This window comes from Gymnodinialimonas sp. 202GB13-11, from assembly GCF_040932485.1.
Lineage (GTDB): Bacteria > Pseudomonadota > Alphaproteobacteria > Rhodobacterales > Rhodobacteraceae > Gymnodinialimonas > Gymnodinialimonas hymeniacidonis.
Genome location: NZ_JBFRBH010000001.1, coordinates 3,497,649 through 3,521,957, shown reverse-complemented (window position 1 = coordinate 3,521,957; position 24,309 = coordinate 3,497,649). Strand labels below are relative to the sequence as shown.

Below are 24,309 nucleotides of genomic sequence, written 5' to 3'. Positions count from 1 at the left end.
CTTATGCGACGACGGTGACAGGAACGCGCGCGTTCATGACCAGATTGGCGGTTGAGCTTCCGAAGATGCGTGACGAGAAACCCCCGGCGCTGGACCGGGCGACCACGATCTGCGTGGCACCCTCGTCATGGGCAATCGCGTCAATCGTATCGGCCACATCCCCGTGCCGCACGATGGCCCGTGCCTCATGCCCAGCCGCCTTCAACGACGCGACCGCAGGCTCCACCACCCGCTCCATCGCAATCGCGATCTCTTCCTCACGCCGCTTGTGCCGCTGCTCATTCTCTTCCGCCGTCTGGAACGAGAACGGTGACCATTCGATCACGTAAACCACGATCAACTCGCAGGCCTCACTGGCCTTGGCGATACTCTTGGCAAAGTCGAGGGCTTTCTCCCCCGAGCTTTGGCCATCCAGTCCGATGACTAATTTCATGATGCTGTCCCTTGTGCCGTTGACGTGACACCAGGCCGGGCCCGCGTGAGGCATTCCCCTGCGTCACATTCCTTTACGCTAACCACGGCGCCGAAACCGATCCATTAGTTTGTCGTGAAAACGAAAAAAGAGGCAGAAACACCGAAAAACCGGCGAATTTCGGCCAAACGCACCCCCGCAACGCCCAAAACAGGCCGCTTGCCTCCCCCCGCTGACCTTGCTCTAACCGCTCCTGCAACATCGGAGAGCCCAAGCATGGTCGACATCGCCACCCGTGTCTGGAACCACAAATGGAAGATCGACCCGATCGTCCGGTCCCTGATCGACACCGATTTCTACAAACTCCTGATGTGCCAGTCGGTCTTCCGCAACAAACCCGACACGCAGGTCACCTTCTCCCTCATCAACCGCACCAAATCCATCCCGCTGGCCGACCTCATCGACGAAGGCGAACTGCGCGAACAACTCGACCACATCCGCACCCTCCGCCTCACCCGCGGCGAAAGCACCTGGATGCGCGGCAACACCTTCTACGGCCAACGGCAGATGTTCTCGCCCGAATTCATGGACTGGTTCGAAGCCCTGCAATTGCCCCCCTACCACCTGGAACGCGTGGGCGATCAATACGAACTCACCTTTGAGGGCGCCTGGCCCGAGGTCATGCTCTGGGAAATCCCCGCCCTCTCCGTCCTCATGGAACTCCGCGGCCGCGCCGTCCTCAACCGCATGGGCAAGTTCGAACTCCAAGTCCTCTATGCCCGCGCCATGACCAAGCTCTGGGAAAAGATCGAACGCCTGCAACAGACCCCCGACCTGCGCATCGCAGATTTCGGCACAAGGCGGCGGCATTCCTTCCTCTGGCAGGATTGGGCCGTGCAGGCCATGCGCGAAGGCCTCGGCGACAGCTTCGCTGGCACGTCCAACTGCCTCATCGCCAAGAACCGCGATCTGGAGGCCATCGGCACCAACGCCCACGAACTCCCCATGGTCTACGCCGCCCTGGCCGAGGACGACACGGCCCTCGCCGCCGCCCCCTATGACGTGCTCTCCGATTGGCACGAGGAACACGACGGCAACCTCCGCATCATCCTGCCCGACACCTACGGCACCAATGGCTTCTTGAGAGACGCCCCCGACTGGCTCGCCGGCTGGACCGGCATCCGCATCGACAGCGGCGACCCCGCCACCGGCGCCGAGATCGCCATCAACTGGTGGAAAAGCCGCGGCGAAGACCCCCGCGAGAAACTGGTGATCTTCTCCGACGGGCTGGACGTCGACAAGATCGAGACCCTCCACAAACAATTCGCAGGCCGCGTCCGGGTGAGCTTCGGTTGGGGCACGCTCCTGACGAATGACTTCCGGGGCTTGGTGGAAGACGACGCGCTGGCTCCGTTCAGCTTGGTCTGCAAGGCTATATCGGCGAACGGGAAGGCGACGGTCAAATTGAGCGACAACCCCGAGAAAGCTATGGGGCCGGACGCCGAGATCGAGCGCTATAAGCGGGTGTTCGGCGTGGGCGAGCAGGAACGGGTGGAGGTGGTGGTTTAGCTATCGCCACACCACAACCAGACAACACCCACTGTTCAGTTTCGTAAGACCACTGTCTGATCGCCCTGATCCAACAACCGCACAGCAATTCGCTCGGCCCCTCCGTTCAATTCGAAGAGGAGGTGTCTTGCATTCGCCCGGACGGTCGACGAATCTGGGTCTTGGCAGTTGGCCATACATCCCGCATCGGACCATTGAACTACCCTTACCCTCTCAATGACGGCTTCAGCGTGTTCCAACTCTATCCAAGCTCCCTCAGAATCTACTGAGTAATCAGGTGCCCAAAAATTATTTGCAGCAACACTTCCATCGCTTAACTGGTCGCCACCTCGGACTGTGCAGTTTTCGAAACAACTAGACACGCTTGTAATCTCAAACGGTATTACGGACCCTTCACGATCAAACAATTGAATTTCTTGCAGAACCCAACTCCGCAGGTCAGCATCAGAATAGAAGGACTCCACCGAAATTCTCATGTTCTGCGACGGGCGTTCTCCTGGGAGCGCTATCACCGGGATACTTCCCACTGACAGATTAATTGCTATCCGAAGGTCGCCCGGATTTTCATTTACACACTCCAGGTCAATTCTTGATAAAGGATGACTACTCGGAGTTACAATTTGTTCACTATCTATAGTGCAAACGTCACCGGGTGTGATTTGCTCAATAACGATGGGGCGAATATTTGAGTTCTGTTCAAGCCGAACAATATACTCTCCATCCAGGGTATTGTTGGGAAAAATGAAGGCTGATTGGCCGATAGAGTTTGCGACTTCGCCGATACATTGACTCAAGACTGCGAATGCAAGAGGAGAGACTTCATCTCTGATGGTCTCTGACATTGCAGTACGAAAATTGGTCCTCTCAAGGAGCTCGCAAGTCTCGCGGTAAGACTCTTCGGTCACCATGCTAAGGTCCGATGCACCACCACCGCCACGCCCTTGACCAAAGATCTCAATTGAACCGCCAGAGCTGGAACTGCTTTCCTCCATAAAGAGATTATAACCGATATCACAACTATCACGGAGTTCTGCGGCCCTAAGAGTCTCGTCCGTGAGAGCGCTAGTCGATTGGCGCGAAAGTTCTAGAATGAAGCTGCATTGGTCGTCTACCGATTGCGCGTTCGAGGAGCTGGCGATAAAGAATATCGCTAGTGATTTTACTAACGTTAGGCGGGTGATAGTCATTAGTTATCGTCTCGTTTTTGAAAACCATAGAACGATCATTCACGGGTAAGACTGACAAAACAAGCAACAGAATTCACATTTTGAATAGCTAGTTGAATTCGCAAGAAAAATTGAAGCCATTACCCTTCCTCTCAAGGGCTTTCCACTTTCATCCACGGCGACCCCCCCTGAGTCACCGTCAAAGTCGCCAAGTCGCCCCTAAAGAACACCACTGCCACCGCGCCCTACGCTTCACGCTCCGCAGCAAACGTAGGGCGGATGCAACCCACTACTCCCACAAATTCTGCCGCACGCCAGTGTGTTTCACGCACCCTACTTCCACATATCCAACTGCCTGTGTTTCACCCAAGCCCATTCAAAACACGGTTAACCAAACCTCAAAAAGATCCCACTTCCCCAACAAAACCAATCCCTTAACCCCCACTGCTCACGCGTGAGCAGCCGCCTCATTCCTCCACCCGGCCCCGCAGCCCCTTTACCTCGCCGCGCACCTTCTTCGCCTTCAGCCGCCGCTCCACCGACCCCCGTGTGGGCCGCGTCGGCCGCCGTTTTTTCGGCACCACCAGCGCCCGCCGGATCAGCTCCGCCAACCGCTCCCGCGCGATCTCGCGGTTTCGCGCCTGTGACCGCTCCTCCGAGACCTGAAGCACCAGCGCCCCGTCCTTCGTCCACCGCCGCCCCGCGATCCGCCGTAGCCGCGCCTTCACCGCCCCCGACAACGCCGGCGACCGCTCCGCCTCGAACCGCAGCTCCACGGCGGAGGACACCTTGTTCACATTCTGCCCCCCCGGCCCCGAGGCGCGCACGAACTGCTCCGTGATCTCCCAATCCTCGATCTCGATGCTGTCGGATATGCGCAGGGGCATGTCGGCTCCGATGTAACTACAAAAGAACTACAGGTTCACTACGGCTTCTTTACGCTGCTTTCCCCCGAATTTGGCACGAAAAAGGGCCGCCCGTGGGCGACCCTTTCGAAAGTTCAGGAGGTGGGATCGGTTAGGATATACCACCTTGGGATGGGCGCTGCGCCCAAGGGTTTGCCCTAGAGGCGCGCCTCCCAAGTTGTCCCGTCACACTTCTCCAATACCTTTCTAGACACTGGATCACCTCCTTTCGATTGGTTGCTGTTATCCCCAGCCTGCCACAGATTTTGTGGATGTCAAAAGAAATTACGCAACCTGTGCCACAAACCGCCGTGTGATGAGGCGGAAAGGGATCAAGGCGATTAATGCGAGGGCAAGTTTCACACCCCAATCGGCGATCGCCAGCGACACCCACAAAGCGGCTTCAGGACCCACGCCTAGGATCGGCAGAACCTCATTCGCCCAGGCCACATCGCCCGGAAGAACGCTCACCAAAGCGCCCGAAAACGCGATGAAGAAGAACAAAGCTGTGTCGACACTCGATCCAATTACGCTTGAGAAAACAGGGGCTTGCCACCATCCACCATTCCGCAACCGGTCGAAGATGGCAACGTCCAGCAACTGCGCCGTCAGGAACGCGATGCCTGAGCCAAGCGCGATGCGCAGCGTGACCAGCGGGCCGAACTCACCCATGATCTGCGTGCCGATCAGCGAACACACAACGCCCACGATAAAGCCCACAAACACAACCTTCCGCGCCTGCGCCGCGCCGTAGACGCGGTTCATGATGTCGGTCACGAGGAAGGCCAGCGGATAGGTGAACGCGCCCCAGGTCAGCCATTGGCCGAAGAGGAACTGCACAAGGATATTCGAGGCGACGACAATGGCCGCCATGGCAAGGATGCCGGGCAGGATACGGGTCATGATATCTGTTCCGTTTTGACAAGGTAGTCGGAGACTTGGCCCCAAGCGAGGCAGGCGCGCCGGATACGACCAATCAGCCAGCAAGGCAAGCCCTAGCGCAGCACCGCAGCCATCGCCTTTGCTACAATCGGAATGTTTGAAGGCGTCAGTCCCGCCACGTTCACGCGGCCGTCTTCCACAATGTAGACGCCGTGGCCCTCACGCAGCTCCACCGCTTGCTCTGGCGTGATCCCACACAGCGAAAACATGCCTTTGTGTGATGCAAGAAACCCGAACCGGTCCGAGCCCATTGCGGCACGAAGCTCATCCGCCAGGGCCTTCCGGTTCGCCTGCATCGAAACACGCATATCGGCCAGCTCGCCCGCCCAATCCGCAAGCAACGCCTCGTCCGACACGATGACATCCACGATCCGCGCGCCATGGTCGGGCGGGAAGGAATAGGCCTTGCGGTTCATCGCCACCAACTGCTCGGCCGCTGCGTCACGGGCGGCCCCGCCGGAGGTCACAGCCAGCGCGATGCCCACCCTGTCCCGGTAGAGGCCAAAGTTCTTCGAGCCACTGGCAGCGATCAGGCACTCCGGCAGCTGCGCGGCCAGCAATCTTGTGCCCGCCGCGTCTTCTTCCAACCCGTCGCCAAAGCCCTGATAGGCCATGTCGATGAACGGGATGGCGCCCGTTTGCGCACATAACTGGGCAACCCGGGCCCAGTCATCGCGCAATAGGTCGGCCCCGGTCGGGTTGTGACAACACCCGTGAAGCAGGATCAGATCACCGGGCTTCGCATCCGCCAGATCGGTATACATGCCGTCGCGATCAATCCCGCCGGTTGCGGCGTCGTAGTAGCGGTAGGACCTGCGGCTCAGGCCTAAATGATCCACGATCACAGCATGGTTCGGCCAACTGGGGTCCGAGATCCAGATGCGCGCCTCGGGTGTAACCTCGCGCGTCATCTCAAGGATCTGGCGCACCGCCCCGGTGCCGCCCGGCGTGGCGCAGGCCGCGACACGATCCATGGGAACCGCATCCCCCAGGATCAGCTGCCGCATGGCCGCGTGAAAAGCCGGGTCGCCCGCGAAACCAACATATGCCTTGGTCTCCTGCGCATCCCACACCCGCTTCTCGGCCTCTTTCACGGCACGCATGATCGGCGTTCGCCCATCCGGCGCGCGGTAAACACCCACGCCAAGGTCGACCTTGTCGGGCCGTGGGTCCGCCGCGAACAGGCCAATCAACTGAATGATCTTGTCGGGGGCGGGCGTCGACAGGCTTTCAAACATCACTCAGGCCTTTCGATCATAGACCAGAACGCGCGTACGCTCTTCCCGTTCGACCGGCACAAATCCCATCTTCTGGTAGAGCGGGAGTGCTGACGGGTGATCGAGCGTACAGGTGTTCACGGTCATCTTCTCAACACCCTCACGGTCCCACCCCATAGCGATGGCGGTTTGAAGCAGCGGACGGCCAAGGCCCGTGCCAACCGCCTGCGGGACAAGGCCGAAATAGGCGAGGTCGCAGACCGCAGCGTCTCGCCAATCGAGCATGAAGAAGCCAGCAGGCCAACCGTTGCGGATGGCGGTCCAGATCACGACATCGGGGTCACGGACAAAGGCTTGCAGCGCTGCGGGGTCCTCTTCCGCCTGATCGAAGCGGTCCTGCCATTCGTATTCGCGGCCCACGGCATCGTAGAGCGACAGGAAGTACCAGACGGGCGGATCAATCGCACGTTCCAGCCGGATATCACCATCAAGCTGCGGCACCCCATAATCGCGGCGCGCCGTCATCTCAAGGTAAGTGATCGTGAACGGCACCTCGGTGCCGGCAGGGATCGTGCTCATCCGGTTTCGACCGCCAGTTGTTCGAACTGGCCCCATTCAGCCCAAGACCCGTCATAGAGCGACACGTCCAGGTTGCCGAGGCGGGTGAGGCCAAGCATCAGGATCGCGGCCGTCACACCGGATCCACAGGTCGTAATGATGCGTTTGTCGACGTCGACACCGGCGGCCTCGAACGCCGCACGCAGGGCATCGCCCTCTTTCATCGTGCCGTCGGCGTTGAACAGCGTGGCGTAGTGGACGTTCTTCGAGTTCGGGATATGGCCCGAGCGCAGACCTTCACGCGCCTCGGGCTCTTCGCCTTTGAAACGACCGGGACCGCGCGCATCGACGATTTGCCAATCGCCAAGCTTGCTGGCCGAGGCTACCTGCGTGACGTCCTTCACCAAATGTGCCTGGCGTTGCACGGTCATGTGGCGGTCGCGCACGACCGGGGGCATATCCTCAACCGGGCGCCCTTCGGTCTGCCATTTCGGAAAGCCGCCATCCAGAACGGCCACATCCGTCTTGCCCATCAGGCGAAAGTTCCACCAGACCCGCGCGGCGGAGAACAAGCCCATGCCATCGTAGATCACGACCTGATGCCCGTCGCCCACACCCATGGCGCGCATCCGGGACATGAATTTTTCGACCGGGGCGACCATGTGGGGCAGAGCGGAACGGGCATCCGAGATTTCGTCGATGTCGAAGAAGCGCGCGCCGGGGATGTGGGCGGCGTCATACTCGGCCTTCGCGTCACGGCCCATGTCGGGCAGGTAGTAGGAGGCGTCGATGATGCGCAGATCGGGGTCATTCAAGTGCGCGGCCAGCCATTCGGTTGAGACCAAGGTTTTCGGATCGTCGCCCGTAATCACGCCAGCCATGATGCATTCCCGTCTGCTTAATGGACGAGATAGGCCTACGCCCGCCGGATGCCGCGCGCAAGTGTTGCCCCAAGGCTCAGACCCTGGGGCAAGCAGGGCTTAGCGCCCGATCATGTTGCGGATGACGCTGACAATCGCGAGGCCTGCGCCGCCACCAACACCACCGCCGGCGACTTGCGCCAAGATTGTGCCGATATCCATGCCGCCACCTGCGGCAGCTTCCGCCACGCCGCCAAGGCCAAGAGCCGACAGGATTGCGCCACCGACGCCGCCGCCGAGGATGCCTGCGATCGAGTTGATGATCGTGCCCTGGTTGATCCGAGGGGCCGCAGCGCCAGCCGCGTTACCGCCAACCGCACCCGCGATCAGAGAGATGATGAGTTCCATGAGTGTTTCCCTTCCTGTTGGGGCCGAGGGTGGCCCCGTGGAAGGTGCAGTAACTTGCACAAGAAAAGATCGGCAGGGGGAAAGGCTGCCTGTTTTCCCAGCAGATCAGCCGTTCTGCTTCAGCAGACGCTGCTTCTGTCGGTTCCAGTCGCGCTTGGCGGACGTCTCGCGCTTGTCCTGGTTCTTCTTACCCTTGGCCACGCCGATCTTCATCTTCACGAAGCCTTTGTGGTTGAAGTACATGACCAGCGGCACAAGCGTCATGCCCTCACGCTGCGTGGCGTTCCAAAGCCGCGAGAGTTCGCGTTTGGAGGCGAGCAGTTTGCGCCGCCGCTTTTCCTCATGCTGGAACGTCTTTGCCTGCTTGTAGGGCGCGATGTAGGAGTTCACGAGCCAAAGCTCGCCATCCTTCACCTCGGCGTAGCTCTCGGCGATGTTGGATCCGCCCGCGCGAAGGCTTTTGACCTCGGACCCTTCAAGGATCATACCAACCTCAAGATCGCTTTCGATCGCATAATCGAAACGCGCACGCCGGTTTTCGGCGATCACCTTATAATTTGGGTTCTCAGGTTTCTTGGCCATGCGCTCGCATATAGGCGCTCAGGGCTACGGCTGCCAGCCCGGTGGGACATCAACAGTCGCGATCCATGGCTTGATGTCGAGGACGGGGGTGCCGTCCCATGCGTCGATGGCGTCGATGCCTATGGTGGGACCGTCGATTGAGGTGATGCTCACGGTCGCCAAGGCAATAGGGTTCGGGCGGACGGGGCTGCGCAGACTGAAGGTGCCGCGTGGACCGTTCGCGTGTTTCGGCGATTGAGTGGCGAGATCCCGTTCGCCGCGATCGACCCAGTAGAGCAGCTGGATGGGTTGGCCGACTTCAAGCCCGGTCAGGGCAGCGGCATAGTCGTTTTTGAGTTCGATCCGCGCTCCTTTCCCGGTATCCCGAGCTTGGCGGACGTTCTTGGGCGCCGTACCCGGCCCCCAGTCGCTGCGGATATGGCCGATGAAGGTGACGTGGGCGTCCGCCCGATCCGCCGGATCGAACGGTAACCGTGTTTCCCCTTCGCGCGGGGCCATTTAGTTGATCAAGCCCGCGTGGCGCATCCCGGCTTCGATCATTCCCTTGGTTTCGTCCGTGACATCGGTCAGCGGCAGGCGCACTTCATCACTGCAATGCCCCAGAACGGAGAGGCCATATTTCGCCCCTGCCAGACCGGGCTCTGCAAAGATCGCCGTGTGCAGCGGCATGAGACGGTCCTGATACTCCAGCGCCGTAGCGTAATCTCCGGACAGCGTGGCCGACTGCATCTCGGCACAAAGCTTGGGCGCAACGTTGGCCGTGACGCTGATGCAGCCGTGGCCGCCCTGGGCGTTGAAGCCAACGGCCGTCGGGTCTTCGCCGGAAAGCTGGATGAATTCCGTCCCGCAGGTCAGGCGCGTGCGCGGCACGCGGCTAAGGTCTGCGGTTGCATCTTTGACGCCGACGATATTGTCGAGCTTCGCCAGCTCTCCCATCGTCTCTGGCGTCATGTCGATGACCGAACGAGGCGGGATGTTGTAGATGTAGATTGGGATGCCGACCTCATTCAGCGCGCTGAAATGGGCGATCAGGCCGCGTTGGGTCGGTTTGTTGTAGTAGGGCGTTACGACAAGGGCGGCATCTGCGCCGACCTCTTTGGCGAATTCCACAAAACGCAGCGCCTCTATAGTGTTGTTCGACCCGGCCCCGGCCATCACAGGAATACGCCCGCCGGTCGTTTCCACAACACAGCGAATGACAGCCTCATGCTCCTCATGGGTCAGGGTCGGGCTTTCACCCGTTGTGCCCACGGGCACAAGGCCATGCGTACCTTCGGCGACATGCCATTCCACGAGGCGTTTGAGCGCATCGAAATCCACTGCACCATTTGCCATCGGAGTGACCAGAGCAACCTGAGAGCCTCGGAACATCACGCGCGTCCTTTGTTTCCATGTGGATTTCATTGCGAAGTGTCGCCCCAATACGCCGCTTGTGTGGAATTGCCAAGTTCGTGAGTTGCGTCTGTGGATAACTGCCCTATCCTCTCCTCTCGGGGGATTTGACGAAACTGGAGACGCCGCCACCATGCGACGCCTGATATCCCTGTGCTTCATCGCCATTATTGGTACCGCACCCACGACCCTTTTTGCGCAAACTGATGCTGAGGCTTTGGCCACCGCGCTGGACGCTTACAATCGTGGCGATCTAGCCGGTGGGTCTGAAGCTGCACAGAACATCGAAGACCCCATCGCGTTGGATTTGCTGGCATGGACGCGCCTGCGCCGCGGTGAAGGGGATTTTGGCGAATATATCTCGTTTGTGGATCGCAATCCTGATTGGCCCGGGCTGCCCTATTTGCGTCGACAGGGAGAGCCTTCGATCCCCGAAGGCGGCGATCCACAGAACGTGCTGGATTTCTTTGCGGATGAATTGCCGCAGACCGGCGCCGGGGCGCTCGCCTATGCCCGTGCGCTGGAAGAGACGGGCGATCGTGCCGCTGCGGAGGCCGAGGTCATCCGCGCCTGGACGTCGCTTGTAATGACGGGGCCGCACGCGCAGGCCTTGAACCGCGCCTATGGCTCCATCCTGACGCAAGACCATCACATCGCGCGGCTTGATCACCTGCTTTGGGAAAACGCCGAAGACCGGGCGCGGGCCATGTTCTCACTTGTGCCGGACGGTTGGGTTGCGATGGCCGAGGCCCGTCTTGCTTTGCGGGACCGCCGTGCTGGTGTGAACGACCTGATCGATCGCGTGCCTGAGTCGCTGCAAGGCCATCCGGGCCTGTCTTACGAGCGGTTCCTTTGGCGCATGGCGGAGGGATACTGGGACACCGCGGCCGAGCTGATGATGGAACATTCGGCAAGTGCAGCTGACTTGGGCCGCCCCGAAGCTTGGGGCCGCCGCCGGTCAGACCTTGCGCGGGACGTGATGCGGGAGGGCGACCACGAGGCCTGTTATCGTATGGCGTCCAGCCACCGTATTGATGCGGCCGTGGATTACCGCCGTTTCTCCGATCTGGAATGGATCGCAGGGTACTGCGCCTTCCAACTTGGCAATTACGACCGCGCCGTCGCGCATTTTGGCGATTTCCGGGAGGTTGTATTCTCCCCCATATCGGTCGGACGGGCGGGTTATTGGCTTGGGCGCGCCCATGAGGCAGCTGGGAACGCCGAACAGGCGGCAGAGGCCTACGCACTTGGGGCGCAATACCAGTCGAGCTTCTACGGACAGTTGGCGCAGGAGCGTGGCGGTTATCCGGTGAATTCGGAATTTCTGGGCGATCGCGACTACGGTGACTGGGCGACGGCAGATTTCACGAACCTACCCGTCTTCCACGCCGCGATGCTGCTCTACACCGCGGATCAACGCACCTTGGCCGAACGGTTCTTCACCCATATCACCGAGCGTCTGGACGAACGCGAGGCCGGTATGATGGGCGATCTAATGCTTGACCTAGGGGAACCGCACTTTGCCCTCGTCGTCGCCAAGCGCGCGGCACAATCGGGGCATGAGATTTTCCGGGCTTATTACCCATTGGCCGATCTTGAGGATGTCTCCCTGCCGATCCCGCGCGCCTTTGCCTTGTCGATTGCGCGGCGAGAGAGCGAGTTTGATCCGGTTGTGGAATCCGGGGCGGGTGCCCTTGGGCTGATGCAGGTCATGCCAGCCACTGGCCAAGACTCGGCGGGGGAGCTTGGCATCGATTTTTCCCTCTCACGGCTGCGCAATGACCCGGCCTACAACGTATTGCTCGGATCGAACTACATTGCCGGATTGCTGGACGCCTATGACGAGAACCCGATCCTTGTGTCCGTCGGCTACAATGCAGGCCCCGGGCGCGTACGGTCCTGGGTCGATCGATTTGGTGACCCGCGGGACGCCGACGACATCATTGATTGGATCGAGGATGTCCCCTTTTCCGAGACGCGAAACTACATCATGCGCGTGATAGAAAGCCTGCCGATTTATGAGGCGCAGCTGACCGGCGAATTGCCGACCATTGGGTTGAGCGAGCGGCTCCGGCAATAATGCGGGGTGGACGTTCCGACGGATTGCCGTAGGTATGACGCATGGATTGGAGCGTCTTTCTTTTGTTTCTAGGGGCCTGCTGCGCGGCCGCGGCCACCGGATCGATGTTTCCGCCGGGCCAATGGTACCGCGCATTGTCAAAGCCCTCGTGGACGCCGCCTGACTGGCTGTTTCCTGTCGCGTGGACGACCCTCTACCTTGCCTCCGCCTATGCAGCGACGCGCATTGCGGTTTTGGATGGCAATGCCCACGCCATGGGGTTCTGGGCGATGCAGATTGCCCTGAATACTCTGTGGACGCCTGTGTTCTTCGGATTGGAACGCATCAAGGCAGGTATGTTTGTGCTTGTTCTGCTGTGGTTAGCCGTGTGCGGCTCCATGGTTAGCTTCTTCGCGCTTGATGCATTGGCGGGCTGGCTCATGGCGCCTTATCTTCTGTGGGTCACGGTTGCTGGCGCACTGAACTTGGCCGTTTGGCGGCTCAACCCAGGTCAGGCGGCAAGCGACTCGGCCTAAGACCTCCGAATCCTCCAAATATTTCAATCAACCCTCCCCCGTCTCACGCCGCCGCGAGCCGTGATCACGCGGGCGTGGGGTTCGTGCAGCGCATGGGGAAGTCTGTGCACATGTGCACCTATATCCGCTAATTCTCGCGCTTCCGTGTATGGAATGTCAGGCCCGCACCCCGCATATTCATCTCATCGGACGGCCACAGAGGCTCTCCACCGAAACCAAACCAAACCCGGGCCACCTCCCAAATCAGGCCCACACACCAAAACTGAATAGGACCAGTAAAATGAAAAAGATCGCTCTCATCGCCGCCGTTGCCGCCACCGTTGCCGCCCCGGCTTTCGCCCAATCCGCAGCCTCCGTCGCCGCGATCCAGCACTTCAACATGTTCGAGGACAACGCGCTGGAGCGCACCAATGTGAACGGTGTTGGCCAGTCGGTGTCGCCCAGCGGCGCGCTTGGTCAGACCTTCGAGATCCTCAACAGCGACCAGGATGTCGCCTCCGACCTGCGCGGCGTGAACGGCGCGACGCTCGTCAACGGCCAGCCCGCCTATGGCGCTGACATCTTCGACCGCCTGCGCGCAGCGTCGCTCGAAGACGAGTAAGACTTCTCCGGTTTCTCTCCCCCGGACGCGCCCCTCACCCGAAACGGTGGGGGGCGTTTTCATATGAAAAAAGGGCGCCCGATTGGGCGCCCTTCGATGCTTGAACCTGTGACGAGATTAAGTGAGCGAGCGCTCAACCTCTTCCCGTTCGAAGATCTCGATCACATCGTTCGGGCGAATGTCGTCGTAGTTCTCGAAGGCCATGCCGCATTCCTGGCCCGACTGAACCTCTTTCACTTCATCCTTGAAGCGCTTGAGGGTTTTCAACGTACCTTCGTGGATCACAACATCGTCGCGAAGCAGGCGCACACCGGCGGAGCGGCGTGCAACGCCTTCGGTTACAAGGCAACCGGCAACGTTGCCGACACCCGTGACACGGAAGGTTTCCTTGATCGTCGCGTAACCGATGAAGTTCTCGCGGATTTCGGCGCCCAGAAGACCAGATGCGGCAGCTTTCACATCGTCCACAAGGTCGTAGATCACGCTGTAGTAGCGGATTTCCACGCCCTTCTGGTTCGCCGATGCCCGTGCAGGTGCGTTGGCGCGGACGTTGAAGCCGATGACCGGTGTACCGGATGCTTCGGCGAGGCCGATATCCGATTCCGTAATCGCACCCACACCGTAGTGCAGGACGCGAACACGCACTTCGTCATTGCCGATCTTTTCAAGCGCCTGAACGATTGCTTCGGCAGAGCCCTGAACGTCGGCTTTCACCACGATCTGCAATTCGGCCACGTTCTGATCTGCTTTGGCATTTGCCAGAAGCTGATCAAGCGTGGTTGCAGCACCCGCGGCGGCGCGTTTGTCCTTGGCGGCTTGCTCGCGATATTCCGCGATCTCACGGGCCTGCGCCTCGGTGTCGACAACGTTGAGAACGTCACCAGCCTCAGGCGTGCCGTTGAGGCCCAGGACCTCGACCGGAACGGACGGCCCGGCTTCCTTCACTCGATCACCTTGGTCGTTGACGAGCGCGCGGACTTTACCCCACTGCTCACCCACGACGAAGATATCACCTTGCTTGAGCGTGCCGTTTTCGACCAGCACGGTCGCGACGGGGCCACGGCCCACGTCAAGCTGCGCTTCAATGACAGCACCTTGGGCGGCACGGTCGGGGTTGGCCTTCAGTTCCAGCAATTCGGCCTGGAGCGCGATGGCTTCCAACAGTTCAGGAAGGCCCTGGCCGGTCATCGCCGAAACCTCGACGTCCTGCACTTCGCCGGACATCGCCTCAACAATCACCTCATGCTGAAGCAGATCGGTGCGGACTTTCATTGGATCAGCCGCAGGACGGTCGATCTTGTTGATGGCCACGATCATCGGCACTTCAGCCGCCTTGGCGTGGTTAATCGCCTCGATCGTCTGAGGCATTACAGCGTCATCTGCAGCGACAACCAAAACAACAATGTCAGTCACCTGAGCACCGCGCGCCCGCATCGACGTAAACGCCGCGTGGCCGGGTGTGTCGAGGAACGACAACACCGCGCCGCTTTCGGTTGTGACCTGATAGGCGCCGATATGCTGCGTGATACCGCCAGCTTCGCCGGAGACAACGTTCGCCTGCCGGATCTTGTCGAGCAGCGAGGTCTTGCCGTGGTCGACATGGCCCATGATCGTGATGACCGGCGGACGCGCCTGCAGATCTTCGGGTGCATCTTCCACCGCGTCGATCACATCTTCCACGTCCGCATCGGACACACGCTGAACACGGTGGCCAAATTCCTCGACGATTAGTTCCGCCGTATCGGCGTCGATCACTTGGTTCTGAGTGACCATCATGCCGTTGTTCATCAGCGCCTTGACCACATCGGCGACCTTTTCGGTCATGCGGTTGGCCAGTTCGGACACAACGATGGTTTCAGGCACCTGCACGTCGCGCGTGACCTTTTCGCGGTCGACCGAACCGCCCATTGCCTTTTGGCGCTGGCGTTCCTGTTTGCGCTTCATCGCGGCAAGCGAGCGTTGGCGCCCACCTTCACCGCCTGACAGCGCTTGGTTCACGGTCAGCTTGCCCGAGCGGCGGTTGCCGCCATCGTTGCCACGACCGCGGTCGTTGCGTTTGTTGTCACGCTCCGGCTCACGGCGGGCGGGGGCCTGCTTGGCGCCACCACGTGGCGCGCCTGCGGCGGCACCGGCGGCGGCGGCTGCATCAGCGGCCGGAGGCGGTGCGTTGCGGCGCGCCTCTTCCTCGGCCTTGCGACGGGCATCTTCTTCTTCCTTGGCCTTCAGCGCATCTTCGCGCTCACGCTCTTCGCGTTCCTTGGCCTCGGCCTCTGCACGGCGGCGGGCGCGTTCTTCTTCGCGCTCACGCTCTTCGGCGACGCGGCGCTCTTCGTCTTCGGCTTCGCGGGCTTTGGCGGCCTGCAATGCCTTTAGACGGCGCTCCATCTCTGCGTCTGGGACCGACTTCTCGCGCTTGCCGCCTTCGGCATTCTGCGCGGCCGCCGATTGGGCACCGGGCTTGGGCACCATCACGCGCTTGCGCTTGGTCTCGACAACAACAGACTTCGTCCGCCCACGTGAGAAGCTTTGGTTCACGCGGCCTGACCGAGCCCCACCGGAGAGGCCCAAAGGTTTTTTTCCGTCCTGATCGCTCATGCGTCTTTTTCGTCTTTCCCGGTGGTCTGGCCACCGTCTGCAATGCGCAGTCCCTGGAGTTTCGCGGCCCCCTCTACAACACGGGGGGCGAGTCCACCAGCGGCAAGCGCGCCATGTATCACACTTTGGCGTCCGAATGCCAAACCCAATTCCTGGGCTGTCAGGACGCTGAAATACCGGGCCCCTTCCGGGGTCCAGAGTTTTGATTTTCCACGCTCGGACCCGTCAGAGGCCTGGAGCAATACGGCGACCTTCTTCGTGGCCAGCCAATCCTTCACCTTTTCGAAGCCTGCGACCGCGCCACCAGCCTTGCGATTGAGCGCGATCAGGTCGGTCAGACGGCGGGCCAAAGCGGCTTCAACACGGTCAACCAAATCCTCGGACATCTGAACCTGTTGCTTAGCCGCACGAGAGAAGAGGTTCTTCTTCACCGCTAGTTCCATGGCCGCTCGATCCGCGCTGACCCAAATGCCCCGACCGGGCAGACGTTCCAGAATATCCGGTGCGATCTGCCCATCCGGTGCGACCACAAAGCGGATCAAGCCGCGCTTTGGCGCGACTTCACCCGTGGCGATGCACTTGCGTTCGGGACCGTCGCTCCGGTCCTTATGTCGGCCACCGCGGCTCATCAGCGCGGGCGCGGGCCAGAGGGCGTTAGCCCTCTGCCGTCTCCTCTGCAGCAGCTTCGGCTTCGGCGGCGGCTTGCGCCTCAAGCTCCTCGATGGTCACCCAGCCGAGTTGCAGACGTGCAGTCATTACCATGTTCTGCGCCTCCTCAAGCGTCACATCGAAAGGTTCCAGAAGGCCGTCATCCTTGACGCGTTCCCCGTCGACGGTTGTCCAGCCACCGGCCAGTTCCCAGTCCGCACAGGTTGCGAAATCCTCAAGCGTCTTCACGCCGTCTTCGCCAAGGGCCACCAACATTTGGGGCGTGAGGCCCTCAAATTCAATGAGACTATCTTCGACGCCAAGCTCTTTCGCCTGTTCAAGCGCCTTTTTATTCTGCTCTTCGAGATAGTCGCGGGCACGGGCCTGCAATTCGTTCGCGGTGTCCTCGTCGACACCATCGATAACCAGAAGCTCGTCCAACTCCACATAGGCGACCTCTTCCAAGGCGGTGAAGCCTTCGGAGACCAGAAGCTGTGCGAAGAATTCGTCGAGGTCGAGTGTGTCCATGAACAGCTTGGTGCGCTCTTCGAATTCCGCCTGACGACGCTTCGATTCCTCTTCTTCGGTGAGGATGTCGATGTCGAGGCCTGTCAATTGGCTGGCCAGACGCACGTTCTGGCCGCGACGGCCAATGGCTAGGGAAAGTTGCTCATCAGGCACCACGACTTCGATCTTGCCGGCGTCTTCGTCGAGAACAACCTTGGTCACCTCGGCGGGCTGAAGCGCGTTCACTAGGAAGGTCGGCGCATCTTCGTTCCAGGGGATGATGTCGATCTTTTCGCCCTGAAGCTCGTTCACGACGGCCTGCACGCGCGAGCCGCGCATACCAACGCAGGCACCCACCGGGTCGATGCCACCATCGTACGAGATCACGGCGATCTTGGCGCGCGAACCCGGGTCACGGGCCACGGCCTTGATCTCGATAATGCCGTCGTAAATCTCGGGCACTTCCATCTTGAACAGCTCGGCCATGAATTCCGGCGCGGTGCGGCTCAGGAAAATCTGGTGGCCGCGATTCTCACGACGGACATCCTTGATGTAGCAGCGGATGCGGTCGCCGTTGCGATAGGCTTCGCGGCCGATCTTCTCATTCCGGCGCAGTTGCGCTTCACCGGCACCCACGTCGACGATGACGTTGCCGTATTCTTCACGCTTGACGACACCGTTGATGATGGTGCCTGCGCGGTCCTTGAATTCTTCGTACTGACGGTCACGCTCAGCTTCGCGCACCTTTTGCAGGATCACCTGCTTGGCGGATTGCGCGGCGATCCGGCCCATTTCGACCGGCGGCACTTCATCGGCGATCATGTCGCCAAGCTGCGGCTCAACATTCTGGTCGATGCCCTCAGTCAGCATCCGGTCGGTTTCCGTGGGCGCGCGCAGAACGAAACGCTTCACATCCTTAGTTTCAACCAACTCACCTTCTTCGTCATAGATGTGCGACTTGGCGTTGAAAACGACGACATTCGGACGGTCGCCCTTGATGAGCGCCGTCGCTTCTTCAGGCGGCATTTCCGCCTTGTCGTTTTCGAGAAGCTCGGGATCGGTGACAGTGCGCACGCGGGTGAACGTGGCGCGGCCCGTCTTGCGGTCGATGGAGACGCGGATATCAAGTTCGCTGCCGTAGCGAGACTTCGCTGCGCGGGCCAGCGACTCTTCCATCGCCTCGACCACCAGATTGGGGTCGATCATCTTTTCGCGCGCCACCGCTTCGGCGGTTTGCAACAGTTCCAGCTGGTTGGCTGATGTGATGGCCATGGGTCTTACTCCTCAGGCGTCGAGGGGTCTTCCTCGATTTCGTCAAACTGGGTTTCGTCGATGATGCCCGCTTCCTTGCGTTGCTTGAGCATCTCTTTGATCAGGTCGTCGGTCAGGACGAGTTTCGCGTCGCTGAGCCAATCGAAATTCAGACCGACCGTTTGGGTTTCGCCGTTCACGTCGAGGTTCAGAAGCACATCTTCGCCCTCAACACCGGCGAGCACGCCTTTGAAGCGGCGGCGGCCGTCGATCATGTCGGTCGTCTCGACCTTGGCCTCATACCCTTCGAAGGTCTCGAAATCCTTCAGGCGGGTCAGAGGCCGGTCGATACCGGGGCTGGAGACTTCCAACGCATAAGCGTCTTCCAGAGGGTCCTCGACGTCGAGCACCACAGAGATCGCATTCGAAATCTCGGCGCATTCGTCCACTTCGATCCCGCCTTCGGGGCGTTCAGCCATGACTTGCAGCGTGTTCGTCTTGCCGCCCATCACGCGAATGCGCACAACCTCGAACCCTAGGTTTTCAATCACCGGGATGAGGATTTCAGCCATGCGACGGTCGATGGCGGTCTTTGCGATCAGGTCAGACATCAAGGGTCCTAGAAACGAAAAAGCGGGCCGTGCGGCCCGCTGATTTTCCGGTGGTGCCAAGTTTCCCCAGCGCCGCTGTTGAGCGGTACATAGGGGGAATCATTCCCAAGCGCAAGGCGCGGCGTACGGCTGGCAGATCACCCGCAGTAGACAAGTGCTACATGGTCGTTTTCGTCCAACCCGATGTTGAGCCGTTCGGCCAAGTATATCATCGTGCGGATCGTGTTGGGCCGAACCACTTCCGCGTTTTCGGGCAGCGCGACCTCACTGACATGGGTGCCGATGAGGTCCTGAAAATGCTCGGCACCGCACGGGGTCGCCTCCATAGGACCGGCCTCGGGGGTGGTGTCCTGCGCTGCCGCTATGGAGGGGATCAGCGCTGTAAGGAAAGCCGCAGTGGCGAGGGTTTTGGAAACGGACATGGGAAAACTCTCCGTGGGAATGGGGCGCAATTGGCCGGTTGCAGGTCTTAGTCATGCTTATGACGCGGCTGCGCGCCCCATCCTTGGGTGTGGGTGAAGCTTTTTCGCTCACACCCACAAAGGCAGACGATCAGATCACCCGCAATAGACCCGCGTGATGGTGCCATAACCTTCATAAGCGATGTTCAGGCGGTCCGTGCGGTAATCAAAGGTCACGATCGTATCGGGGCCGATCACCCGCGCCCTGGAGGGAACGGTAACGTGACGTATGTTGCGACCCAGAAAATCTTGCAGACGTGCGGCACCGCAATCCGTAACGAGGACCGGCGTGCCAACACTCTGGCCGGGGGTGGGGAGCGTGCCGTTGATGCTATTCGGCCAGCTGCCGGGGCCAGTATGGCCAATGCCAAAGGATTGGGCGCTGGCGGCCAGCGGGGTGAGGGTGACAAGAAGGGCGGCGGCAATCGCCTTGAAGGAAGGGGTCATTGTGAAATCTCCAAAATCTAAAATCTGGAGATGTCATGGCCGGAGGCGGCCTGAAATACTACTCACGAGCGCGTAGGGTAAGGACTCCCCGACCCTCAGCTGCAGGTGATGCGCGTGATCGTTGTGCCGTCATGCCAAATGTTCATGCGCTCCGGAGCCAAATCCGTTGTTACCAGATCTTCCGGCCCGATGCGTCGGACGCCGCCCGGTGCAGTGACCCCCGCAGCGGCCTCAAGGGGCTGACCAACCAGCCCTTGCGCCGCATCCGCACCGCACGCGTCGGGGCCTAAGGCATCGAAGTCTGCAAAGGGATCGGTGGGCGCACACGACGCGATCACGCAAATGACAGACAAAAGGGCAAACCGGGTCATGCTATCCTCCGTTGCTTTGATGGCGAGTTTGTCACAGTCTGGCATCAAAGCAAGTCTGTGGGAGGACTAGGAAAAATGCGGACACGTGCAGCCGTCGCGCTTGAAGCGGGTAAGCCACTTGAAGTGATGGAAGTGAACCTTGAGGGCCCCAAGGCCGGTGAGGTGTTGGTGGAGATCAAAGCCACCGGCATTTGCCATACTGATGAATTCACCCTTTCGGGCGCTGACCCAGAGGGGTTGTTCCCGGCGATCCTCGGCCATGAAGGCGCGGGCGTTGTGTTGGAGGTCGGGCCCGGCGTGACCTCGCTGGAACCCGGCGACCACGTGATCCCGCTTTACACAGCAGAATGTCGTGAATGCGAATACTGCCTGCATCCCAAGACAAACCTTTGCCAGAAGGTGCGCGCGACCCAAGGTCAGGGTCTGATGCCCGATGGCACGTCGCGCTTCTCCATGCTCGATGGCACCCCGATCCTGCATTACATGGGCTGCTCGACTTTCTCGAACCACACGGTTCTGCCGGAGATCTCGCTGGCAAAGGTCCGCAAGGACGCGCCCTTCGACAAGATCTGCTATATCGGCTGCGGTGTGACGACCGGCATTGGCGCGGTGATCTACACGGCCAAGGTTGAGATCGGCAGCCGTGCGATTGTCTTCGGCCTTGGCGGCATTGGCCTCAACGTGATCCAGGGCCTGCGTCTCGCAGGCGCCGACCAGATTGTCGGTGTCGACTTGAACCCCGGCAAGGTCGAAATGGCCAAGCATTTCGGGATGACCGACTTCGTGAACCCGTCCGAAGTGTCGGGCGATCTTGTGGGCCATCTGGTTGAGCTGACCGGCGGCGGGGCTGACTACACATTTGACGCCACCGGCAATGTGCAGGTGATGCGCGCAGCACTTGAGTCGGCCCATAAGGGCTGGGGCGAGTCGATCATCATCGGCGTGGCCCCTGCAGGTGCGGAAATCTCCACCCGCCCCTTCCAGCTTGTCACCGGCCGGTCTTGGCGCGGCACTGCTTTCGGCGGCGCGCGCGGGCGGACAGACGTACCGCAGATCGTCGATTGGTACATGGACGGCAAGATCGAGATCGACCCGATGATCACCCACACCCTCAACCTCGACCAGATCAACGAAGGCTTCGACCTGATGCATGAAGGCAAGTCGATCCGGTCCGTGGTCGTTTACTGACCCTTCCCCAAGAAAGACTTTTGAAAGGACCCCAAATGAAAAAGACGCTTATTGCAGCTACTCTTTCCCTTGCCGCCGCGGGTGGTGCGCAGGCCGAAGGTTGGACCGTGACAGACTTTTCGGCCATCGGCGATCTGGATACCTGCATGAACTACGCAGAGACGACCTTTAACACCTATCGCGCGCGCTTTGGTGGCGATGGCTTTACGGGCCGGTCGAACTGGACTGTTGGCGGCTACGACTTGCGCGGTGAAGTGGTTGATGGCCTGTTCATCTGTGCGGAAGACGGCGGTTTCGTTGAGCCGTTCCTTGTCGTCTACAATTACGATGACGACAGCGATGCGCGCGAAACCATCGCGGACCGTCTTGGCGATATCTGGGATGAAGTCGTTGACGGCAACGGCGTCCCTGGCGGCGCGGCTCCGGCCCCGGCGCCTGCTGCAACCAAGTAAGCCAAGCGCGCCAGTTCAAGATTTGAAAGGCCGTCCCATTCTGGGGCGGCCTCTTTGCGTTACGCTGGGTCGTTCTGCTGCGGCTGGCGGTTCGATGGCACCTATGTCAGGTTGCCTCGAAACACCGGAGCAGACATGGCCAACGATACACCGCTTCTCGCCGTCCTGATCGACGCGGACAATACCAGCCACAAACACGCCAAGGCGATCTTTGATGAGATTGCCGGTTTCGGCGAAGCCTCCGTTCGACGCATCTACGGTGATTTCAGCTCAACCCACATGAAGGGCTGGTCCAATGTTCAGGCCGAGTACGGGATCGTTCCCTTCCACCAACCCGCTAATACTGTGGGCAAGAACGCCTCCGACATTGCGCTGGTGATCGACGCGATGGACCTGATGCATTCCAGCCGTTTCGACGGTTTTGTCCTGTGTTCATCCGACAGCGACTTCACCCGCTTGGCCAGCCGCATTCGCGAACAGGGCCTCGACGTCTACGGTATCGGCCAACAGAAAACGCCTGAGGCATTTCGCAAGGCCTGCAAGCGATTCATCTTTATTGAGAACATCCTGCCGGAAGCGCCCAAGGGTGAGGAAAAATCGAATGGCAAACCGGAAGGGCGCCCACTGAACGAAGCACGTGACCTGATCTTTCGCGCGATGGAATCGATCGAACAGGAAGATGATTGGTATTCGCTGGGTCAGTTGGGTCAATACATGACTGCAGCCAACCCCGATTTCGACACGCGCACCTATGGCAAACGAAAACTGAGCGATCTGGTCGAAAGCCTGAAGATGCTTGAGGTGAAGCGCGGTGCGGGCAACCAGCTATTGGTGCGGCGTTTGGATTAACCCGCAGCTTTCGGCGCACGACGATAGCGGGCAAGGAATGTCCGCACGGCCTCATCAACGATACGGTCAATCTCGGCCTCGGCGGGGTTCTTCTCGATCCCGAACATGACTTTCAGCATCAGGTCTGTGCGGCACAGCTGCGCCAGCTGGTCGGCGGCGAGGAATGGATCTTCGATATCCAGTACAGCGCGCGCTTTTTCACTGCTGAGGAAACCTGCGATCTTCTCACCCCAATGCCTCGGGCCGCTAAGGTAGAAGGTCTCGCCCAACTCCGGGAACCGCTTCGCTTCAGCCACGCAGACGCGGAACATATCCTGCCCAAAATCGCTCAGAAAGAAGGTGATCAGTTTTTTGCAGATCACACAGAGCTTTTCTTCGACGCTCAGGCCGGTCTGCTCAAACAGAACCTCGACCTCGGATTGCGCGTCGCATTCGAGCTTCAGAACTTCAAGGAACAGGTGCTGCTTGTCAGGGAAGTACGAATACAGCGTCGCCTTTGACACGCCCGCATCGCGCGCGATTTCGTCGACGGACGCGCCTTCAAAACCTTCACGCATGAAGACGGCGCGCGCACCCGCGATGACCTGGTCGAATTTTCGACCTTTCTTGATCTGCGTCTCGGCGTTCATTTTGGCTCGTCTTCCCTTCCTGACAGCTATTGTAAACTAACCAGTTCAGTTTCGGCAAGCTGGACGTTTCGTCAGGTTTGACGTCTGGACAGGGCAACACCTGTGTCGTAGCGCTGGACCATGGTCGATATCTTCCTGAAAACCCTGCCGTTCTTTGCGCTGATTGCGCTGGGGTTTCAGGCCTGCCGCACCGGGTTCTTCACGTCCGAGGCCGCTGCCTATCTGACCAAGTTCGTCTTCTACTTTGCGCTATCAGCGATGCTGTTCCGGTTCGCGGCGAACCTGTCGCTGGCAGAGATCATCGATTGGCAATTTGTCGGCGCGTATCTTTCCGGCTGCATTGTCGTATATTTGCTGGCGACTTTGATTGCGATGATCCGCAAACGACCCGTGACCGAAGCCGCGTTCGAGGCGCAATGCGCCATCATCGGCAATGTGGGTTTCCTGGGCATCCCCATGCTGGTGGTGCTTTTGGGAGAGGCCGCCGCTGGCCCAGTGATCCTGGTGCTCTCGGTCGACCTGATCGTCTTTTCGAGCCTGATCGTGATTATCGTCACCGGAAGCCGGGATGGCCGCATGTCACTTGGCGTTCTGCGCACGGTCGGGATTGGTCTGCTGAAAAACCCGATGATTGTGTCAATTGTTCTGGGTCTGGCCTGGTCCACGACCGGATGGAACGTGCCGGGTCCGGTGAATGAGTTCCTGGCCATCTTGGGCGCTGCCGCTACACCCGGTGCGCTCTTTGCTATCGGTGCGTCTCTCGCGGGCAAATCGGCCGAGCGTATGTCAGTCGCTGGCTGGCTGACGTTCTGCAAACTGGTCCTCCACCCCGGAGCCGTGGCAATCGCCGCCCTCTTCCTGTTCGACGTACCGGATTACGATGCCGGTGTGATGATCGCAGCCGCCGCACTGCCGGTGGCGGGCAATGTCTACATCCTCGCGCAGCACTACGGGGTCGCGCCGCAGCGTGTGTCCGCTGCAATCCTGATCTCGACTGCCGTGTCGATCCTGACGGTATCCGCTGTGATCGCGTGGTTGGCCCCGCTGACAGGCACGTAAGGATTGCGCGCCGCCCCACCCGCGCGTTAGGCAG

At 60.2% G+C, this 24,309-nt stretch carries 27 protein-coding genes; 8 read left to right on the top strand and 19 right to left on the bottom strand.

Annotation, left to right across the window (positions count from 1 at the left end; translation table 11 throughout):
• Position 1 precedes the first annotated feature (1 nt).
• Positions 2 to 433: a universal stress protein gene (locus V8J81_RS17965; protein ID WP_368477118.1), complete on the bottom strand. Its 432-nt coding sequence runs from the start codon at positions 431 to 433 to the stop codon at positions 2 to 4.
• Positions 434 to 688: 255 nt separating this feature from the next.
• On the opposite strand from V8J81_RS17965, the gene pncB reads away from it, so the two are divergent.
• Entirely contained in the window at positions 689 to 1,981 is a 1,293-nt protein-coding gene (pncB, locus tag V8J81_RS17960; RefSeq protein WP_368477117.1) for a nicotinate phosphoribosyltransferase, read from the top strand.
• Positions 1,982 to 2,016: 35 nt separating this feature from the next.
• Here the strand turns inward: pncB and V8J81_RS17955 are convergent, their stop codons facing one another.
• The 10 genes from V8J81_RS17955 to dapA all read right to left on the bottom strand — a co-directional run bounded on the left by V8J81_RS17955 (position 2,017) and on the right by dapA (position 9,990).
• Entirely contained in the window at positions 2,017 to 2,823 is an 807-nt protein-coding gene (locus tag V8J81_RS17955; RefSeq protein WP_368477116.1) for a hypothetical protein, read from the bottom strand.
• 791 nt (positions 2,824 to 3,614) lie between these two features.
• Positions 3,615 to 4,034, bottom strand: a complete 420-nt coding sequence (gene arfB, locus V8J81_RS17950; protein ID WP_368477115.1) for an alternative ribosome rescue aminoacyl-tRNA hydrolase ArfB — start codon at positions 4,032 to 4,034, stop codon at positions 3,615 to 3,617.
• 303 nt (positions 4,035 to 4,337) lie between these two features.
• Positions 4,338 to 4,955: a queuosine precursor transporter gene (locus V8J81_RS17945; protein ID WP_368477114.1), complete on the bottom strand. Its 618-nt coding sequence runs from the start codon at positions 4,953 to 4,955 to the stop codon at positions 4,338 to 4,340.
• 92 nt (positions 4,956 to 5,047) lie between these two features.
• Positions 5,048 to 6,232 (bottom strand): amino acid aminotransferase, encoded by a 1,185-nt coding sequence (locus tag V8J81_RS17940; RefSeq protein ID WP_368477113.1) that lies wholly within the window; start codon positions 6,230 to 6,232, stop codon positions 5,048 to 5,050.
• Positions 6,233 to 6,235: 3 nt separating this feature from the next.
• The gene (locus V8J81_RS17935; RefSeq protein ID WP_368477112.1) at positions 6,236 to 6,790 is read right to left on the bottom strand and encodes a GNAT family N-acetyltransferase; all 555 of its coding nucleotides are present in this window, start codon (positions 6,788 to 6,790) and stop codon (positions 6,236 to 6,238) included.
• Positions 6,787 to 7,650, bottom strand: coding sequence for a 3-mercaptopyruvate sulfurtransferase (gene sseA, locus V8J81_RS17930; protein ID WP_368477111.1), 864 nt, complete (start codon positions 7,648 to 7,650; stop codon positions 6,787 to 6,789). Before sseA ends, V8J81_RS17935 begins: the two co-directional genes overlap by 4 nt.
• Before the next feature lie 99 nt (positions 7,651 to 7,749).
• The gene (locus V8J81_RS17925; protein ID WP_368477110.1) at positions 7,750 to 8,037 is read right to left on the bottom strand and encodes a hypothetical protein; all 288 of its coding nucleotides are present in this window, start codon (positions 8,035 to 8,037) and stop codon (positions 7,750 to 7,752) included.
• Positions 8,038 to 8,142: 105 nt separating this feature from the next.
• The gene (smpB, locus tag V8J81_RS17920; protein ID WP_368477109.1) at positions 8,143 to 8,619 is read right to left on the bottom strand and encodes an SsrA-binding protein SmpB; all 477 of its coding nucleotides are present in this window, start codon (positions 8,617 to 8,619) and stop codon (positions 8,143 to 8,145) included.
• Positions 8,620 to 8,643: 24 nt separating this feature from the next.
• Entirely contained in the window at positions 8,644 to 9,117 is a 474-nt protein-coding gene (locus V8J81_RS17915; RefSeq protein ID WP_368477108.1) for an SAM-dependent methyltransferase, read from the bottom strand.
• A complete protein-coding gene (dapA, locus tag V8J81_RS17910; protein WP_368477107.1) occupies positions 9,118 to 9,990 on the bottom strand; it encodes a 4-hydroxy-tetrahydrodipicolinate synthase in 873 nt (290 codons plus the stop codon).
• A 154-nt stretch (positions 9,991 to 10,144) separates the two neighbouring features.
• On the opposite strand from dapA, the gene V8J81_RS17905 reads away from it, so the two are divergent.
• The 3 genes from V8J81_RS17905 to V8J81_RS17895 all read left to right on the top strand — a co-directional run bounded on the left by V8J81_RS17905 (position 10,145) and on the right by V8J81_RS17895 (position 13,207).
• Positions 10,145 to 12,091, top strand: coding sequence for a lytic transglycosylase domain-containing protein (locus V8J81_RS17905; RefSeq protein ID WP_368477106.1), 1,947 nt, complete (start codon positions 10,145 to 10,147; stop codon positions 12,089 to 12,091).
• Positions 12,092 to 12,132: 41 nt separating this feature from the next.
• The gene (gene tspO, locus V8J81_RS17900; protein ID WP_368477105.1) at positions 12,133 to 12,606 is read left to right on the top strand and encodes a tryptophan-rich sensory protein TspO; all 474 of its coding nucleotides are present in this window, start codon (positions 12,133 to 12,135) and stop codon (positions 12,604 to 12,606) included.
• 280 nt (positions 12,607 to 12,886) lie between these two features.
• A complete protein-coding gene (locus V8J81_RS17895) occupies positions 12,887 to 13,207 on the top strand; it encodes a hypothetical protein (protein WP_368475451.1) in 321 nt (106 codons plus the stop codon).
• 117 nt (positions 13,208 to 13,324) lie between these two features.
• On the opposite strand, the gene infB is transcribed toward V8J81_RS17895, so the two are convergent.
• The 7 genes from infB to V8J81_RS17860 all read right to left on the bottom strand — a co-directional run bounded on the left by infB (position 13,325) and on the right by V8J81_RS17860 (position 20,098).
• Complete coding sequence (gene infB / locus V8J81_RS17890) at positions 13,325 to 15,802, bottom strand: translation initiation factor IF-2 (RefSeq protein WP_368477104.1); 2,478 nt, start codon at positions 15,800 to 15,802, stop codon at positions 13,325 to 13,327.
• Positions 15,799 to 16,431, bottom strand: a complete 633-nt coding sequence (locus V8J81_RS17885; RefSeq protein ID WP_368477103.1) for an RNA-binding protein — start codon at positions 16,429 to 16,431, stop codon at positions 15,799 to 15,801. Before V8J81_RS17885 ends, infB begins: the two co-directional genes overlap by 4 nt.
• A 25-nt stretch (positions 16,432 to 16,456) precedes the next feature.
• On the bottom strand, positions 16,457 to 18,229 hold the full coding sequence (nusA, locus tag V8J81_RS17880) for a transcription termination factor NusA (RefSeq protein ID WP_368477102.1): 1,773 nt from the start codon (positions 18,227 to 18,229) through the stop codon (positions 16,457 to 16,459).
• A 5-nt stretch (positions 18,230 to 18,234) separates the two neighbouring features.
• Positions 18,235 to 18,819, bottom strand: a complete 585-nt coding sequence (gene rimP / locus V8J81_RS17875) for a ribosome maturation factor RimP (RefSeq protein ID WP_368477101.1) — start codon at positions 18,817 to 18,819, stop codon at positions 18,235 to 18,237.
• A gap of 137 nt (positions 18,820 to 18,956) precedes the next feature.
• The gene (locus tag V8J81_RS17870) at positions 18,957 to 19,241 is read right to left on the bottom strand and encodes an I78 family peptidase inhibitor (RefSeq protein WP_368477100.1); all 285 of its coding nucleotides are present in this window, start codon (positions 19,239 to 19,241) and stop codon (positions 18,957 to 18,959) included.
• A 135-nt stretch (positions 19,242 to 19,376) separates the two neighbouring features.
• Positions 19,377 to 19,727: an I78 family peptidase inhibitor gene (locus V8J81_RS17865; RefSeq protein ID WP_368477099.1), complete on the bottom strand. Its 351-nt coding sequence runs from the start codon at positions 19,725 to 19,727 to the stop codon at positions 19,377 to 19,379.
• A gap of 95 nt (positions 19,728 to 19,822) precedes the next feature.
• Positions 19,823 to 20,098, bottom strand: coding sequence for an I78 family peptidase inhibitor (locus tag V8J81_RS17860; RefSeq protein ID WP_368477098.1), 276 nt, complete (start codon positions 20,096 to 20,098; stop codon positions 19,823 to 19,825).
• A 75-nt stretch (positions 20,099 to 20,173) separates the two neighbouring features.
• Here V8J81_RS17860 and V8J81_RS17855 point away from each other — a divergent pair, with 75 nt between their 5' ends.
• The 3 genes from V8J81_RS17855 (at position 20,174) to V8J81_RS17845 (ending at position 22,587) form a co-directional block, all read left to right on the top strand.
• A complete protein-coding gene (locus tag V8J81_RS17855; protein WP_368477097.1) occupies positions 20,174 to 21,286 on the top strand; it encodes an S-(hydroxymethyl)glutathione dehydrogenase/class III alcohol dehydrogenase in 1,113 nt (370 codons plus the stop codon).
• Positions 21,287 to 21,321: 35 nt separating this feature from the next.
• Positions 21,322 to 21,738, top strand: a complete 417-nt coding sequence (locus V8J81_RS17850; protein WP_368477096.1) for a hypothetical protein — start codon at positions 21,322 to 21,324, stop codon at positions 21,736 to 21,738.
• 135 nt (positions 21,739 to 21,873) lie between these two features.
• Positions 21,874 to 22,587 (top strand): NYN domain-containing protein, encoded by a 714-nt coding sequence (locus V8J81_RS17845; protein WP_368477095.1) that lies wholly within the window; start codon positions 21,874 to 21,876, stop codon positions 22,585 to 22,587.
• Here V8J81_RS17845 and V8J81_RS17840 read toward each other — a convergent pair.
• Entirely contained in the window at positions 22,584 to 23,216 is a 633-nt protein-coding gene (locus V8J81_RS17840) for a TetR/AcrR family transcriptional regulator (RefSeq protein WP_368477094.1), read from the bottom strand. The genes V8J81_RS17845 and V8J81_RS17840 overlap by 4 nt on opposite strands.
• Before the next feature lie 120 nt (positions 23,217 to 23,336).
• Here V8J81_RS17840 and V8J81_RS17835 point away from each other — a divergent pair, with 120 nt between their 5' ends.
• The gene (locus V8J81_RS17835; protein WP_368477093.1) at positions 23,337 to 24,275 is read left to right on the top strand and encodes an AEC family transporter; all 939 of its coding nucleotides are present in this window, start codon (positions 23,337 to 23,339) and stop codon (positions 24,273 to 24,275) included.
• Positions 24,276 to 24,309 lie beyond the last annotated feature (34 nt).

Bases quoted from the DNA above. Each gene is read 5' to 3' on its own strand.
- V8J81_RS17835 (WP_368477093.1), top strand. From the start codon at position 23,337: ATGGTCGATATCTTCCTGAAAACCCTGCCGTTCTTTGCGCTGATTGCG.
- V8J81_RS17845 (WP_368477095.1), top strand. From the start codon at position 21,874: ATGGCCAACGATACACCGCTTCTCGCCGTCCTGATCGACGCGGACAAT.
- V8J81_RS17870 (WP_368477100.1), bottom strand. From the start codon at position 19,241: ATGTCCGTTTCCAAAACCCTCGCCACTGCGGCTTTCCTTACAGCGCTG.
- dapA (WP_368477107.1), bottom strand. From the start codon at position 9,990: ATGTTCCGAGGCTCTCAGGTTGCTCTGGTCACTCCGATGGCAAATGGT.
- sseA (WP_368477111.1), bottom strand. From the start codon at position 7,650: ATGGCTGGCGTGATTACGGGCGACGATCCGAAAACCTTGGTCTCAACC.
- V8J81_RS17840 (WP_368477094.1), bottom strand. From the start codon at position 23,216: ATGAACGCCGAGACGCAGATCAAGAAAGGTCGAAAATTCGACCAGGTC.
- V8J81_RS17855 (WP_368477097.1), top strand. From the start codon at position 20,174: ATGCGGACACGTGCAGCCGTCGCGCTTGAAGCGGGTAAGCCACTTGAA.
- V8J81_RS17905 (WP_368477106.1), top strand. From the start codon at position 10,145: ATGCGACGCCTGATATCCCTGTGCTTCATCGCCATTATTGGTACCGCA.
- V8J81_RS17925 (WP_368477110.1), bottom strand. From the start codon at position 8,037: ATGGAACTCATCATCTCTCTGATCGCGGGTGCGGTTGGCGGTAACGCG.
- infB (WP_368477104.1), bottom strand. From the start codon at position 15,802: ATGAGCGATCAGGACGGAAAAAAACCTTTGGGCCTCTCCGGTGGGGCT.
- V8J81_RS17945 (WP_368477114.1), bottom strand. From the start codon at position 4,955: ATGACCCGTATCCTGCCCGGCATCCTTGCCATGGCGGCCATTGTCGTC.
- V8J81_RS17940 (WP_368477113.1), bottom strand. From the start codon at position 6,232: ATGTTTGAAAGCCTGTCGACGCCCGCCCCCGACAAGATCATTCAGTTG.
- arfB (WP_368477115.1), bottom strand. From the start codon at position 4,034: ATGCCCCTGCGCATATCCGACAGCATCGAGATCGAGGATTGGGAGATC.
- V8J81_RS17935 (WP_368477112.1), bottom strand. From the start codon at position 6,790: ATGAGCACGATCCCTGCCGGCACCGAGGTGCCGTTCACGATCACTTAC.
- tspO (WP_368477105.1), top strand. From the start codon at position 12,133: ATGGATTGGAGCGTCTTTCTTTTGTTTCTAGGGGCCTGCTGCGCGGCC.
- V8J81_RS17895 (WP_368475451.1), top strand. From the start codon at position 12,887: ATGAAAAAGATCGCTCTCATCGCCGCCGTTGCCGCCACCGTTGCCGCC.
- V8J81_RS17865 (WP_368477099.1), bottom strand. From the start codon at position 19,727: ATGACCCCTTCCTTCAAGGCGATTGCCGCCGCCCTTCTTGTCACCCTC.
- V8J81_RS17955 (WP_368477116.1), bottom strand. From the start codon at position 2,823: ATGTCAGAGACCATCAGAGATGAAGTCTCTCCTCTTGCATTCGCAGTC.
- rimP (WP_368477101.1), bottom strand. From the start codon at position 18,819: ATGTCTGACCTGATCGCAAAGACCGCCATCGACCGTCGCATGGCTGAA.
- V8J81_RS17965 (WP_368477118.1), bottom strand. From the start codon at position 433: ATGAAATTAGTCATCGGACTGGATGGCCAAAGCTCGGGGGAGAAAGCC.
- V8J81_RS17850 (WP_368477096.1), top strand. From the start codon at position 21,322: ATGAAAAAGACGCTTATTGCAGCTACTCTTTCCCTTGCCGCCGCGGGT.
- nusA (WP_368477102.1), bottom strand. From the start codon at position 18,229: ATGGCCATCACATCAGCCAACCAGCTGGAACTGTTGCAAACCGCCGAA.
- V8J81_RS17915 (WP_368477108.1), bottom strand. From the start codon at position 9,117: ATGGCCCCGCGCGAAGGGGAAACACGGTTACCGTTCGATCCGGCGGAT.
- pncB (WP_368477117.1), top strand. From the start codon at position 689: ATGGTCGACATCGCCACCCGTGTCTGGAACCACAAATGGAAGATCGAC.
- V8J81_RS17860 (WP_368477098.1), bottom strand. From the start codon at position 20,098: ATGACCCGGTTTGCCCTTTTGTCTGTCATTTGCGTGATCGCGTCGTGT.
- V8J81_RS17885 (WP_368477103.1), bottom strand. From the start codon at position 16,431: ATGAGCCGCGGTGGCCGACATAAGGACCGGAGCGACGGTCCCGAACGC.
- smpB (WP_368477109.1), bottom strand. From the start codon at position 8,619: ATGGCCAAGAAACCTGAGAACCCAAATTATAAGGTGATCGCCGAAAAC.